11 protein-coding genes and 1 rRNA gene are annotated in these 14,614 nt (G+C 47.7%); 11 read left to right on the top strand and 1 reads right to left on the bottom strand.

Features of this window, described 5'->3' with window-relative positions:
• Positions 1-3 precede the first annotated feature (3 nt).
• The 8 genes from murD (at position 4) to lpxC (ending at position 9,522) form a co-directional block, all read left to right on the top strand.
• Entirely contained in the window at positions 4-1,323 is a 1,320-nt protein-coding gene (gene murD, locus L5L98_RS10590) for a UDP-N-acetylmuramoyl-L-alanine--D-glutamate ligase (protein ID WP_263140603.1), read from the top strand.
• A complete protein-coding gene (gene ftsW, locus L5L98_RS10585; protein WP_113941076.1) occupies positions 1,313-2,524 on the top strand; it encodes a cell division protein FtsW in 1,212 nt (403 codons plus the stop codon). Before murD ends, ftsW begins: the two co-directional genes overlap by 11 nt.
• Positions 2,524-3,612, top strand: coding sequence for an undecaprenyldiphospho-muramoylpentapeptide beta-N-acetylglucosaminyltransferase (gene murG, locus L5L98_RS10580; protein ID WP_263140898.1), 1,089 nt, complete (start codon positions 2,524-2,526; stop codon positions 3,610-3,612). The genes ftsW and murG overlap by 1 nt, the downstream gene beginning before the upstream one ends.
• 2 nt (positions 3,613-3,614) lie before the next feature.
• Positions 3,615-5,081, top strand: coding sequence for a UDP-N-acetylmuramate--L-alanine ligase (gene murC, locus L5L98_RS10575; protein WP_263140602.1), 1,467 nt, complete (start codon positions 3,615-3,617; stop codon positions 5,079-5,081).
• Positions 5,082-5,232: 151 nt separating this feature from the next.
• Entirely contained in the window at positions 5,233-5,982 is a 750-nt protein-coding gene (locus L5L98_RS10570; RefSeq protein WP_168826587.1) for a cell division protein FtsQ/DivIB, read from the top strand.
• A complete protein-coding gene (ftsA, locus tag L5L98_RS10565) occupies positions 5,963-7,198 on the top strand; it encodes a cell division protein FtsA (RefSeq protein WP_006079897.1) in 1,236 nt (411 codons plus the stop codon). Before L5L98_RS10570 ends, ftsA begins: the two co-directional genes overlap by 20 nt.
• 33 nt (positions 7,199-7,231) lie before the next feature.
• Positions 7,232-8,419 (top strand): cell division protein FtsZ, encoded by a 1,188-nt coding sequence (gene ftsZ, locus L5L98_RS10560; RefSeq protein ID WP_106648312.1) that lies wholly within the window; start codon positions 7,232-7,234, stop codon positions 8,417-8,419.
• Positions 8,420-8,601: 182 nt separating this feature from the next.
• Positions 8,602-9,522 carry a UDP-3-O-acyl-N-acetylglucosamine deacetylase gene (gene lpxC, locus L5L98_RS10555; protein WP_011845621.1) on the top strand — a complete coding sequence of 307 codons (921 nt, stop codon included), beginning with the start codon at positions 8,602-8,604 and terminating at the stop codon, positions 9,520-9,522.
• Between the two features lie 12 nt (positions 9,523-9,534).
• On the opposite strand, the gene L5L98_RS10550 is transcribed toward lpxC, so the two are convergent.
• Positions 9,535-9,981: a DUF721 domain-containing protein gene (locus L5L98_RS10550; protein ID WP_105251200.1), complete on the bottom strand. Its 447-nt coding sequence runs from the start codon at positions 9,979-9,981 to the stop codon at positions 9,535-9,537.
• 27 nt (positions 9,982-10,008) lie between these two features.
• Here L5L98_RS10550 and L5L98_RS10545 point away from each other — a divergent pair, with 27 nt between their 5' ends.
• The 3 genes from L5L98_RS10545 to L5L98_RS10535 all read left to right on the top strand — a co-directional run.
• Positions 10,009-10,908, top strand: coding sequence for a M23 family metallopeptidase (locus L5L98_RS10545; protein ID WP_105251201.1), 900 nt, complete (start codon positions 10,009-10,011; stop codon positions 10,906-10,908).
• Positions 10,909-10,968: 60 nt separating this feature from the next.
• The gene (secA, locus tag L5L98_RS10540) at positions 10,969-13,695 is read left to right on the top strand and encodes a preprotein translocase subunit SecA (protein WP_263140897.1); all 2,727 of its coding nucleotides are present in this window, start codon (positions 10,969-10,971) and stop codon (positions 13,693-13,695) included.
• A gap of 757 nt (positions 13,696-14,452) precedes the next feature.
• Positions 14,453-14,614, top strand: a 16S ribosomal RNA gene (locus L5L98_RS10535); the annotation flags it as partial.

Genomic DNA, 14,614 nt, shown 5'->3' with positions numbered 1-14,614 from the left:
GTTATGCAAAATCAGTATTCACACATAGTGTTAGGTTTAGGGGCAACGGGCTTGTCCGTGGTGCGCTATTTGTGTGGAAAGGGCATTACGCCATTGGTGATGGACAGTCGTCGGCAGCCTCCGGGTGCTGAAACGTTAGCAACGTCTTTTCCTGATGTGAAGCTGATTTCTGGCGGATTCGATTGCCGTTATCTTGTGCAAGCGACGCAGATCATTATTAGTCCCGGCATTGCTACTTATACCCCAGAGGTGCGTGCCGCTGTGGATATGGGCATTGAGGTGATTGGCGATGTGGAGCTATTTGCCCTTGAGATTGCTGACCGTAAACCTTGTGTGATTGGTATTACTGGCTCTAACGGAAAATCGACTGTCACTACGCTTGTGGGCGAAATGGCAAGGGAAGCGGGTATCGCCGTTGCCGTTGGTGGGAATATTGGTGTGCCTGCGCTGGATCTACTGCATGAAAATGCCGACTTATTTGTGCTTGAGTTGTCGAGCTTTCAATTGGAAACCACCCACAGTCTTAAGTGTGTGGTGGCGACCTGTTTGAATATCAGCGAAGACCACATGGACAGATACAGCGACATTGATGCCTACCGCGAGGCTAAATTACGCTTATACAAACAAACCCGTGCCGTACTCTTTAATCGTGACGATAAACTGACCGTACCGCCAGAACCAATGAACCAAAATAGTTTTGGTTTAGCTGCGCCAGAAGCGGACGAATGGGGCATCAGCGACAGCAAGATTTATCACGGCAGCAGCGAAATAATGCCGATCACTGAAGTCTCGCTGATTGGCAGTCATAACCATGCCAACCTACTTGCGGCGATGGCGCTTGTGGATGTCGTGGGTGTCGATAAGCACGTTATGGCAAAAGTGGCGCGTACTTTTACTGGCTTATCCCATCGCTGTGAAGTGGTTGGTGTTAAGAATGGCGTGACCTATGTCAATGACTCTAAAGCGACAAATGTCGGTGCCACAGTCGCCGCGCTCGATGGCTTGAGTGACCACTTAGGCGATATTATTTTGATTGCTGGCGGTGACGGTAAAGGGGCTGATTTTAAGCCTTTAGCTGTGGCTTTAGCTAAAGTGACACACCTCATCACCTTAGGCCGCGATGGTAAAAAGATTGCTGCATTGAAAGACGGCTCGATAAGAGTCGACACTATGGCTGCTGCGGTAGCGAAAGCCGCTGAATTGGCAACCTCTGGTGATATCGTTTTATTATCGCCAGCCTGCGCCAGTTTAGATATGTACAGTAACTTCATGGCTCGAGGTGATGATTTTAGAAACCTCGTGGGACAACTTAATGGCGAGTGATGCAAGACAACTTAGCCTATTTGGGCGTTTGCGTTTAGCAATACCCAATTGGCAACGTGATACCGAAGTTCCGGGCGTGCAATTGTACGACCGTGCTTTGCTCGCGGCTGTGTTGTCTTTGATTAGCTTCGGCTTTGTAATGGTGATGTCAGCCTCTATGCCTGAAGCGCAAACGCTCACGGGGAACCCATTTTATTTTATGACTCGCCATGTGGGTTATTTAGTGGGTTGCTTATTCATTGCGGCATTTGTGCTAAGAGTAGAGATGCAGACTTGGCAGCGCTGGAGCCCCATGTTGTTGTTGATTGTGGGTTTGATGTTGTTGGCTGTATTGGTGGTTGGCACTACGGTAAACGGTGCAACGCGTTGGTTATCCATAGGCCCTATTCGTATCCAGGTGGCGGAAGTCGCTAAATTTGCCTTCGCCATCTATATGGCGGGTTACTTAGTGAGGCGTCATCAGGAAGTGCGCGAGAATGCTAAAGGCTTCTATAAGCCGATTGCAGTATTTGCGATTTACGCTGTGCTGATTTTGATGCAGCCCGACTTAGGTACTGTGGTGGTGCTATTTGTTGGAACGGTTGGTTTATTGTTCTTAGCCGGTGCGCGTTTACTCGATTTCTTTGCCTTGATTTTTGCGGGCGTATTGGCGTTCGTGGCCCTAGTACTATTGGAACCGTATCGTATCCGCCGAGTGACCTCCTTTATGGATCCTTGGCAAGATCCCTTCGGTAGCGGTTACCAGTTGACTCAATCTTTGATGGCCTATGGTCGAGGTGATTGGTTTGGCCAAGGGCTCGGAAATAGTATTCAAAAATTAGAATATTTACCCGAAGCGCACACAGACTTTATCTTTGCCGTGATCGGGGAAGAATTGGGCTTTATCGGCATTATCGCTGTGTTATCTGTGCTGCTATTTGTGGCGCTGAGATCGATTCGTTTAGGTAATTTGTGTTTAGCCATGGATAAGCCATTTGAAGGTTATTTAGGTTATGCCATCGGAATTTGGATTTGTTTCCAGACTGTGGTGAATGTCGGCGCGAGTATCGGCATGTTGCCAACCAAAGGGCTGACATTACCTTTTATCAGTTACGGTGGTAGTAGTTTATGGGTCATGACTGCGGCAGCTATGATGTTGTTGCGCATTGATTACGAGCGGCGCATGACATTAGTTCAGGCCGTGCAAGGGAGATTGAAGTGATGACTCCAATAGGAAAACGTATTTTAGTCATGGCGGGTGGTACGGGAGGACATGTGTTCCCGGCACTGGCGGTGGCTAAGTATTTAGCTCAACAGGGTTGGCAAGTGCGTTGGTTAGGCACGGCAGATCGTATGGAGGCGCGTTTAGTGCCCCAGTATGGATTTGATATTGATTTCATTGATATCAAAGGTGTGCGCGGTAATGGTTTGATCAGAAAACTCGCGGCGCCCTTTAAAGTGGTGCGTTCAATATTGCAGGCTAAGGCCGTGATTGCTGAGTTTAAACCCGATGTGGTCCTTGGCATGGGCGGATTCGCCAGTGGCCCAGGTGGTGTTGCGGCAAGATTAGCCGGTATTCCACTGGTGCTGCATGAACAAAATGCTATCCCAGGGATGACAAACAAGTTGTTGTCGCGGATTGCGACGCAAGTGTTATGCGCTTTTAAAAATACCTTTACCACAGTGAAGGCCAAGGTCGTTGGTAATCCGATTCGCCAAGAACTGATTGCCTTAGGTGCAGAACCTAAGCATGAGGCTGATAAAGCCTTAAAAGTGCTCGTGGTCGGTGGCAGCCTTGGCGCCAAAGTATTTAACGATCTTATGCCAGAAGCGGTCGCGATACTGAGTCAGCAGCAGTCTGTGACGGTTTGGCATCAAGTGGGTAAAGATAATCTTACGGGCGTGAAGGCGGCATATCAGCAACAAGGACAAGATGGTGGCGTGAATATCGCTGAGTTTATCGACGATATGGAAGCCGCCTATCGCTGGGCTGATGTGGTATTGTGCCGAGCTGGCGCCTTGACTGTGTCTGAGTTAGCAGCGGTGGGGCTACCGAGTATTCTGGTACCTTATCCCCATGCAGTGGATGATCACCAAACCCGTAACGCTCAAGTATTGGTTGAGGCTGGCGCAGCTTTCCTATTGCCACAGGCCATCTTGGATGTGAATAAACTGGCGAACAAATTACAGTTGCTCGCCAATGACAGAACAGAATTAGCCCGTATGGGCCAAAGAGCGAGAGACGTTGCGGTACTGGATGCGACTGAACAAGTTGCCGCAGTGTGCATCAGCCTTGCTGAGAAAGGATAAGCATGACTAAGACAGAAAGATACGCACAACTGAGAAGCATGATCCCAGAAATGCGCCGTATTAAGCGTATTCACTTCGTCGGCATTGGCGGCGCGGGCATGGGCGGGATCGCCGAAGTGTTAGTGAACGAAGGCTATCAGGTGAGTGGTTCGGATATTGCGCAAAATGCCGTGACCGACAGATTGTGTTTACTCGGAGCCAAGATCCAAATTGGTCATGCCGCTGAAAACGTGCAGCAAGTGGATGTGGTCGTCATATCAACCGCGATTAATCTGGAAAATCCAGAAATCCTTGCCGCTAAAGAATTACGTATTCCTATTGTGCGTCGTGCTGAGATGTTAGCCGAGTTGATGCGTTATCGACATGGTGTCGCGATTGCGGGCACCCATGGTAAAACCACGACAACGAGCCTTATCGCCAGCGTTTATGGCCAAGCTGGGCGGGACCCAACCTTTGTGATTGGTGGCTTGCTCAACAGTGCCGGTACCAATGCCAGATTAGGCACCAGCCGTTATTTGATTGCCGAAGCCGATGAGAGTGATGCGAGCTTTTTGCATTTGCAGCCTATGGTCAGTGTGGTGACCAACATCGAAGCCGATCATATGGATACTTATGGCGGTGATTTTGAAAAACTGAAATCGACTTTTGTGGATTTTCTACACAACTTGCCGTTCTACGGTGTCGCTGTGGTGTGCATTGATGATGCCGTCGTGCGTGAGATTCTGCCGCGTATTGGCCGTAAACACGTGACCTATGGTTTCAGTGATGATGCGGACGTGCAAGCACTTAATTTTAGCCAGCAAGGTCATCAGTGCCGTTTTACTGTCAGACGTAAAGCTAAAGAAGATCTCGATCTGGTGTTGAATTTACCGGGTCAACATAATGTGCTCAATGCGTTAGCTGCCATTACGGTGGCGACTGAAGATGAAATCGACGATAACGCTATTACTCAGGCTTTAGTGGAGTTCCAAGGTATAGGGCGTCGTTTCCAGCATTTAGGCAAATTCGCCACGCCGAAGGGCGAAGTCATGTTAGTGGATGATTATGGTCATCATCCCAGCGAAGTTGCGGCGACCATTAAAGCTGCGCGCGCAGGATGGCCTGATAGACGTTTGGTCATGGCGTATCAGCCGCACAGATACACTCGTACCCGTGATTTGTATGAGGATTTTGTGGAAGTGTTATCACAAGTGGATTGCTTATTGTTACTCGATATTTATAGTGCGGGTGAAGCGCCGATCACAGGTGCGGATGGTCGCGCATTATGTCGTTCAATTCGCTTGCGTGGTCAGCTAGATCCGATCTTTATCGCAAGCCCAGATCTGCTTGCAGAAGTGCTGCCCGATGTATTGCAGGACGGGGATTTATTACTCACCCAAGGTGCGGGTAATATTGGCGCACTGTCACGACAGTTAGCGTCGTCTGGATTAGGGTTTGCTGTGGTGGAATTACCTGCGCAAGCAAGCTGATCTTTAGCGCTTGATCTGCGAGAAAAAGGAAATTTTGACCAAAGGATTTTGGTCTATATAATGGCCGGTTTTCTGTGGTTTTTAATGGGTGTCGTTAAAGGTGGGATGAAGCGTGTCTTGGAGTGATAAGAGGCGGCACTGGCGGGCAAGAATGTCACGGTTTAATTGGTATCAATGGAGCGGGGCTGGCTTTTTATTCTTCATCGTAGCCAGTTTTGTATTTGGTGGCTATCAGTTACATAAATTTTTGAATGATGCCAGCAACTTGCCGATTGAGGCCGTTGCCATCAAAGGTGAGCGGGTTTACACCACAGATAAAGATATACAAGTAGCACTACAGCATTTAATGCAGCGCAGTTTTTTTAGTGCTGACATTACCTTAGTGCAGCAGGCGTTAGAAGCTTTACCTTGGGTGTATCGCGCATCGGTAAGGCGTGAGTGGCCAGCGAAACTCAGGGTGTATTTGCAAGAGCAACAACCCGCAGCTCATTGGAATGGTGACTTGTGGTTGAACGTGCATGGAGAAGTATTCGAAGCGCCATCGCACCCAGAGCTTGAGCATTTACCGCAGTTATCTGGACCAAATGATATGGGCCTTGAGGTGTTGACTGTCTATGCACAGATCAACTCCCTACTAAAGATTAATGGCTTTACCTTAGCCAGTTTGAATTTAACGCCACGACATGCGTGGCACGCGACCCTTGGAAACGGTATCGTTTTAGATTTGGGTCGAGAAGATAAAATTGCACGGATACAACGATTTATTACTGTTTATCCGGTTTTGGCGAAACAAGAGAAATCCGTTGCCAGAGTAGATTTGCGCTACGACACAGGGTTGGCCGTAGGCTGGGGCGATGCACAAACAAGAGAGCCGATAATTAATGATCAAAAACCAAGATAGAAACCTTATCGTCGGATTGGACATAGGAACCTCTAAGGTCGCAGTGATCATAGGCGAAGTTCTGCCCGATGGCGAAATTAGCATAGTCGGCCTTGGTAACCATCCCTCAAGGGGAATGGATAAAGGTGGCGTGAACGATTTAGATTCGATAGTTCGCAGTGTGCAACGTGCGCTCGATCAAGCGGAATTAATGGCGGATTGCCAAGTTTCATCGGTTTACTTGAGTATTTCGGGCAAACACATCGCCTGCCAAAATGAAAACGGCATGGTATCGATCAATGATGAAGAAGTGACACAGGAAGATGTTGATAACGTGATCCATACGGCTCGCTCGGTGAAGATCCCGACCGAACGTCGCATTTTACACGTGCTGCCGCAGGAATATGCAATCGACGTTCAAGACGGTATTCGCAGCCCAATCGGTATGTCCGGTATGCGTATGGAGGCCAAGGTACACATAGTGACCTGCGCCAATGATATGGCGAAGAATATTACTAAGAGTGTTGAGCGTTGTGGCCTTAAGGTTGACGACTTAGTGTTTTCGGGGATTGCCTCAGCCGATGCTGTGTTGACCTTCGATGAGAAAGATTTAGGTGTATGTATCGTCGATATCGGCGGTGGCACTACGGATATCGCGGTATATACCAATGGCGCCTTGCGTCATTGTGCGGTTGTACCGGTTGCTGGTAACCAAGTGACGAACGACATTGCGAAGATTTTCCGCACGCCATCGTCACATGCTGAACAAATTAAAGTGCAGTTCGCCTGTGCTCGCAGTTCTATGGTGAGCCGCGAAGACAGTATTGAAGTGCCATCGGTAGGTGGTCGTCCATCGCGGAGCATGTCACGTCACACGCTCGCCGAAGTGGTTGAACCAAGATACCAAGAGCTGTTTGAGCTTGTGCTTAAAGAGTTGAAAGACAGTGGGTTAGAAGATCAAATCGCCGCAGGTATTGTGCTCACAGGTGGCACAGCGTCGATTCAAGGTGTGGTCGATATTGCGGAAGCGACTTTTGGCATGCCAGTTCGCGTAGCATCACCGCTACCGATCAAAGGTTTATATGAATACGTGGACCAGTCTATTTACTCCACAGGAGTCGGACTGCTTCATTACGGCGCACGACGGGTGATCGAACGTCAGTTCGAACGTCCTGAGCGCCAAGGGGTAACTAGCGCTTGGAATCGGGTCCAAAGCTGGTTTAAGGGCGAATTTTAATTTTCATAACGCAGGCAACACGGAGATCAGACAATGTTTGAGATCATGGATACTCACTCAGACGACGCGGTGATTAAAGTCATCGGCGTTGGCGGCGGCGGCGGTAACGCTGTCGAACATATGGTCAAACACAACATTGAAGGTGTTGAGTTTATCGTTACCAATACAGACGCTCAGGCCCTGAGAAAATCAGGCGCTGGCTCAACAATTCAATTAGGACGCGATGTCACTAAAGGTCTTGGAGCAGGGGCAAACCCAGATGTGGGTCGTGCTGCAGCTGAAGAAGACCGCGAAAACATTCGCGCGGCAATCAAAGGTTCTGACATGATCTTTATCGCTGCCGGTATGGGCGGTGGTACAGGTACAGGTGCTGCACCTGTTGTGGCTCAAATCGCACGCGAAGAAGGTATTCTGACCGTTGCGGTTGTGACTAAGCCTTTCCCATTCGAAGGGAAAAAACGTATGGCTTACGCTGAGCAAGGCATTGCCGAGCTGGCTAAGCACGTGGATTCGTTAATCACGATTCCGAACGAAAAATTATTAAAAGTATTGGGCCGTGGTACTTCTTTACTCGATGCGTTTGCCGCAGCGAATAATGTGTTACTAGGTGCGGTACAAGGTATTGCCGAGCTTATCACTCGTCCTGGTCTGATTAACGTCGACTTCGCCGACGTGAAGACTGTGATGTCTGAAATGGGTAATGCCATGATGGGTACTGGCGTCGCTCGCGGTGAAGACCGCGCTGAAGAAGCGGCCGAAGCTGCTGTTGCCAGCCCATTATTAGAAGACATCGACTTAGCCGGTGCGCGTGGTGTGTTAGTTAACATTACTGCGGGTATGGACATGAGTATCGAAGAGTTCGAAACTGTTGGTAACCACGTTAAGGCTTACGCCTCTGACAACGCGACTGTGGTTGTTGGTGCTGTCATCGACCCTGAAATGAGTGATGAGCTGCGTGTAACGGTTGTTGCGACCGGTATTGGTGCTGAAAAGCGTCCTGATATCCAATTGGTTTCTAAACCTGCACCTCGTCCAGAGCCTGTAGTTGTTGAACCAAAAGTCGAAGCCTATGTCGAAGAAGCTGCACATGTGAACTATGCAGCGCCAAAAGGCAACGTGTTGCCAGCGGCACCGCAGCCAGCTCCTACGCCTGCACCATCGACAAAGCATGAATTGGATTATCTTGATATTCCAGCATTTTTGCGTAAGCAAGCCGACTAGCGAGAGCGTTTGAGTCCAGCGTAATATGTGAGGTGTTGTTCGTTTTGGGCAATACCACAACATAGCTGCATTTGTGTGACATAATAAAGTTATGTTATTATGTTGAACCAGTGCGGCTCGATTTGCCGACGCTGAGTGTACAAATATTAGGCTTTATAATTGGCATATAAACGGGTAACTGAATGATATTTCAACGAACTGTTCAGAAAATGGTGAAAACAACTGGTGTCGGATTGCATTCTGGCAACAAGGTCACTTTGAGCATTATGCCCGCGCCCGTTAATTCAGGGATCGTACTCGTGCGCACCGATTTGAGTCCTGCCGTCGCCATCCCAGCGAAGGCGGAGCAAGTTCGTGAAACCACTATGTGTACGGCACTTGTCAATGACGAAGGTATTCGTATCTCGACCATTGAGCATTTATTTGCAGCTCTTGCGGGTTTAGGCATAGATAACGCTGTAATCGAAGTGGACGCGCCTGAAATTCCTATTATGGATGGCAGTGCAAGCCCATTCGTCTTCTTGTTGCAGTCTGCGGGTATTAAAGAGCAGGCCGCCCCTAAGAAGTACTTAAAGATTAAGCGCCCTGTGCGCGTTGAAGATGGCGATAAATGGGCCGAGTTAAAACCGTTTAAAGGTTTTAGAGTCAATTTTAAAATTGATTTTGCGCACCCAGAAATCGCTCGTAGCCAACAGCATGTGGTGATGGACTTTTCAACTTCTGCTTTCGTGAAAGATATCAGCCGCGCCCGTACTTTTGGGTTTATGCGTGATATCGAATATTTGCGAGCCAACAACCTAGCGTTGGGCGGCAGCATGGAAAACGCTGTTGTACTTGATGAATATCGCGTCCTTAATCCCGACGGCCTGCGTTATGAGGACGAATTTGTTAAGCACAAAATTCTAGATGCGTTTGGTGATTTATATGTGGCTGGGCACGCTATTTTAGGTGAGTTCACTGCGTATAAAACCGGTCATGCGTTGAACAACCAATTGGTGCGTGCTTTACTCGCGCAACAAGATGCGTGGGAGTTGGTCAGCTTCGAAAAAGAAGCCGATGTTCCCGTCAGCTTTACTGTACCAGGTGGCGCTGTATTTGCTTAAAAAGCGGTAAGATTATTTATTACGGCTGGCCAATGAGGCCAGCCGTTTTAGTTTTTCACCCAGTGAACCGCCAATATTTTCCGCTAATGCTGCAATGTGCTCCGCTGCTGCTGGGCTTAATTCTTTATGTCCCTGTTTAGGCTTTGCGTCATACATTGCTAATCTCGGGTTGACTTTAACTTCAATTGCGGTAAGGATTGGGAGCGTTTCTGCTTGAAGCTGGATTAATAGCTTCGGCTTTTGGAAATTAATTCGCGCAGCCCAGGCTGCCGAAGTGGTTTCAACCACAAGAACACCCTGGCGGAAATTAGCGACTTTTAGTTGCTCCGCAACAGGACCTGCAATAATCTGCTTCACATGCTGATCCAGATACATAAGTAGTTCCGCTTTCTCAGCAAGGTCGGGTAATTTTCCCGATTGATGCAGTAATTGGCTGAGATCTTGAGGGGGCTTTTTCATATGATAATAAGATGGCTGAATTAGGCTATGAGTGTAACAGTATTTATTCAAGGTCGGAATGGCGTCACACGCTGGCAGCCCAGTAAACGCTGGTTGCTACTTCCAATACTATTGTTGGCCACTGGGTCCGGTATTTATCAACACAACTCCGCTCGATTTCAAGATCAGCAAGCCAGTGTCGATAACGATCGTCTCGTGCGCGAACAACAAAAGAAACAAGTCTTAGAGCTTAAAAGTGCTACTGAGTCTCAACTGGCTATGCTTGTGACTCATGTTGCACGTATGCAAGCCAAGATCACCCGTCTCGAAGCTTTAGGTCAACAGGTCGCCCAGCAGAATAAGTTGGATGAAGATTTTGATTTTTCATCCGAGGTTGGTGTGGGTGGTTTGAGCGAACTAGGCACTAACATCGAGCTCGGACAGCTTATCGACGATATGGATAAGTTGGCATCACGAATTGACAATAATAATGTTCAGCTTTCACTACTTGAAACAGTGTCATCTAACCACCATATAGATGATGAACGTTATATATCAGGTATCCCGCTCGATAAAGGTTGGTTATCGTCGCCCTACGGATTACGTAATGACCCTTTCAACGGTCGCAGGTCTGTGCATAAGGGGATTGATTTTACCGGTCGAGAAGGAGCTAAAGTTGTTGCGACTGCTGCAGGCGTGGTGACTTTTGCTGGAAATATGTTCGGTTATGGCGAATTGGTTGAAATCGACCATGGTAACGGTTTGCATACGCGTTATGGCCATAATAAAGCTTTGTCAGTGACTGTAGGTGATGTGGTCGCAAAAGGCGATGCTATCGCCAGTATGGGAAGCACTGGGCGCTCAACTGGGGCTCATGTGCATTATGAAGTGTTGCGCGGCGGACAGCAGATAGATCCACAAAAGTTTGTCTACCGCAAAGCAAGTTAATTGAAACATTGGCTTCTAGTTTCCATCATGGACTTGGCCTACAGAGAATAAGTGATTCAGATGTTTGGTAAATTACTGACAAAAGTATTTGGTAGTCGCAACGACCGCACCCTTAAAGGGCTTCAAAAGATCGTTATTAGCATTAACGCATTAGAAGCTGATTATGAAAAATTAACCGATGAAGCATTAAAGGCGAAAACCGCAGAGTTTCGTGAGCGTTTAGCTGCTGGAGCTGCATTAGATAGCATCATGGCTGAAGCCTTTGCTACAGTGCGTGAAGCGTCTAAGCGTGTATTTGATATGCGTCATTTCGACGTACAGTTACTCGGCGGTATGGTACTCGACAGCAACCGTATTGCTGAAATGCGTACGGGTGAAGGTAAAACCTTAACGGCAACCTTACCCGCTTACTTAAACGCATTGACAGGCAAAGGCGTCCACGTGATTACAGTGAACGATTACTTGGCACGTCGTGATGCTGAGAATAACCGCCCACTGTTTGAGTTCCTTGGTTTAACCGTAGGAATCAACGTCGCAGGTATTGGCCAACATGAGAAGAAATCGGCCTATAACGCCGATATCACTTACGGGACCAACAACGAGTTTGGTTTCGATTATCTGCGCGATAACATGGCGTTTTCACCGCAAGAACGGGTCCAACGTCCGTTGCACTACGCCCTAATCGATGAAGTGGATTCAATCTTAATCGACGAGGCGCGTACGCCGCTGATCATTTCTGGCGCCGCCGAAGATAGCTCTGAGCTATACATCAAGATCAACACCCTGATCCCTAATCTTATCCGTCAAGATAAAGAAGATACGGAAGAGTTTGTGGGTGAGGGCGACTACAGTATCGATGAAAAAGCCAAACAAGTGCATTTCACCGAGCGTGGTCAAGAAAAAGTAGAAAACCTGCTGATCGAGCGCGGCATGTTAGCCGAAGGCGACTCACTCTATTCTGCTGCAAATATTTCCCTATTACACCACGTCAACGCGGCGCTTCGTGCGCACACGCTGTTTGAACGTGATGTGGATTACATAGTACAAGACAACGAAGTCATCATAGTCGATGAACACACGGGTCGTACTATGCCAGGTCGTCGTTGGTCAGAAGGCTTACATCAAGCCGTCGAAGCCAAAGAAGGCGTGCATATTCAAAACGAAAACCAAACATTGGCTTCAATTACCTTCCAGAACTACTTCCGTCAATACGAGAAGCTGGCAGGTATGACAGGTACAGCCGACACTGAAGCGTTTGAATTCCAACACATCTATGGATTAGACACAGTCGTTGTGCCGACTAACCGTCCAATGGTGCGTAAGGATATGGCGGATTTGGTTTATCTGACCGCTGATGAAAAATATCAAGCCATCATTAAAGACATTAAAGATTGCCGTGAACGTGGTCAGCCAGTATTGGTGGGTACAGTCTCAATCGAACAGTCTGAATTGCTAGCGCGCTTAATGGTGCAGGAAAAGATCCCGCACGAAGTTTTAAATGCTAAATTCCACGAACGAGAAGCTGAAATCGTCGCGCAAGCTGGCCGTACTGGCTCTGTGACTATTGCGACGAACATGGCAGGTCGTGGTACCGATATCGTGCTTGGCGGCAACTGGAACATGGAAATCGATGAACTCGATAATCCAACAGCAGAGCAAAAAGCTAAGATCAAAGCCGATTGGCAAATTCGTCATGATGAAGTTGTTGCTGCGGGTGGTTTACATATCCTAGGTACAGAACGTCACGAATCACGCCGTATCGATAACCAGTTACGTGGTCGTGCGGGTCGTCAAGGTGACGCGGGTTCATCACGCTTCTACCTGTCGATGGAAGATAGCTTAATGCGTATCTTTGCCTCGGATCGTGTCTCTGGCATGATGAAAAAGCTGGGAATGGAAGAAGGCGAAGCGATCGAGCATCCATGGGTGTCTCGCGCAATCGAAAACGCTCAACGTAAAGTTGAAGCCCGTAACTTCGATATCCGTAAGCAATTACTCGAATTTGATGACGTCGCTAACGATCAACGCCAAGTGGTTTACGCCCAGCGCAATGAGTTGATGGATGCGGAAAGTATTGAAGATACTATCCAAAACATCCAAGACGATGTGATTGGCGCAGTAATCGATCAGTATATTCCACCGCAATCAGTAGAAGAACTGTGGGATATCCCAGGTTTAGAGCAACGTCTACACCAAGAATTTATGCTCAAATTACCTATTCAGGAATGGTTAGATAAAGAAGACGATCTGCATGAAGAGAGTCTACGTGAGCGTATTATTACTGCTTGGGGCGATGCGTATAAGGCAAAAGAAGAAATGGTTGGCGCGCAAGTGCTACGCCAGTTCGAGAAAGCCGTTATGCTGCAAACGCTCGATGGTCTGTGGAAAGAACACTTAGCGGCGATGGACCATCTGCGTCAAGGTATCCACTTACGTGGTTACGCACAGAAGAATCCAAAGCAAGAATATAAGCGTGAGTCGTTTGAGTTATTCCAACAACTGCTGAACACCTTGAAACACGACGTCATCAGTGTGCTGTCGAAAGTACAAGTGCAAGCTCAGTCAGATGTGGAAGAAATGGAAGCGCGTCGTCGTGAAGAAGATGCCAAGATCCAGCGCGACTATCAACACGCAGCGGCAGAGTCGCTTGTTGGCGGTGGTGATGAGCATGAAGCTGTCATTGCGCAAGCACCGATGATCCGTGATGGTGACAAAGTGGGTCGCAACGATCCTTGTCCTTGTGGCTCTGGCCGTAAGTACAAACAATGCCACGGCAAGTTAAGTTAATCTGCTGATAGATTAAGCCTACTGAATAAGTAGAATAAAACGTACACTAAAGGCAACTTATCTAAGTTGCCTTTTTATTTCTTCCATTAATTAAGAATTAAGCCTCACATTTACTCCCATGTCATCCGGATTACATTCTTACTCTTCTTTATATAGCTAATCGTCGTTATTCCCCATTGAACATCATTTCATTCTTATCGATAGCCATTAAAGCAAAGCCATCGCTGTAGCAAATTTAACCGTTAAAACTCATTTTGTGGATAAGTCTGAGGATAAAGTGGGGGTATTGTGTGACTAACTGAAAGTATTAAAAAAAGATCCATTTTTCTCAAAAAAGCCCTTGCGGACTTTCTCAATCTCCCTATAATGCGCATCCACTGACACGGCAGACAGCGTAACGCAAGTTAAGCAAAGAAAGCCATGCAGTTCATCGGTTAGCAAGCTAAACGATGAGTGTTGAGAAAGTTGAAAAAACTACTTGACGCACTAACGGGAATGCGTAAAATACGCAGCCCTGACCCGCTGAAAACTCAGTGTGTGGTCAACGCTCTTTAACAATTTATCAAGCAAATCTGTGTGGACACTCACAGGTGTTGAGTTAATCGAAACTGCTTAACCTTCGGGTTGGCAGTCAAAAATTTAAATCAATGTAACAATGAGTGTTCATAGCAATATGTACAGTTTGTTTCTTTAGTTAGAAACAAAAAATCAGAATTCATTGAGCCGCTGAAGTCGCAAGACGGAAGCAACAAAACTTTAATTGAAGAGTTTGATCATGGCTCAGATTGAACGCTGGCGGCAGGCCTAACACATGCAAGTCGAGCGGCAGCACAAGGGAGTTTACTCCTGAGGTGGCGAGCGGCGGACGGGTGAGTAATGCCTAGGGATCTGCCCAGTCGAGGGGGATAACAGTTGGAAA

It is taken from the genome of Shewanella sp. SM23 (assembly GCF_025654295.1).
In the GTDB taxonomy this organism is placed as follows: Bacteria; Pseudomonadota; Gammaproteobacteria; order Enterobacterales; family Shewanellaceae; genus Shewanella; species Shewanella oncorhynchi.
Note: the sequence above shows the minus strand (reverse complement) of the source record. Positions and strands in the feature narration are given on the sequence as shown.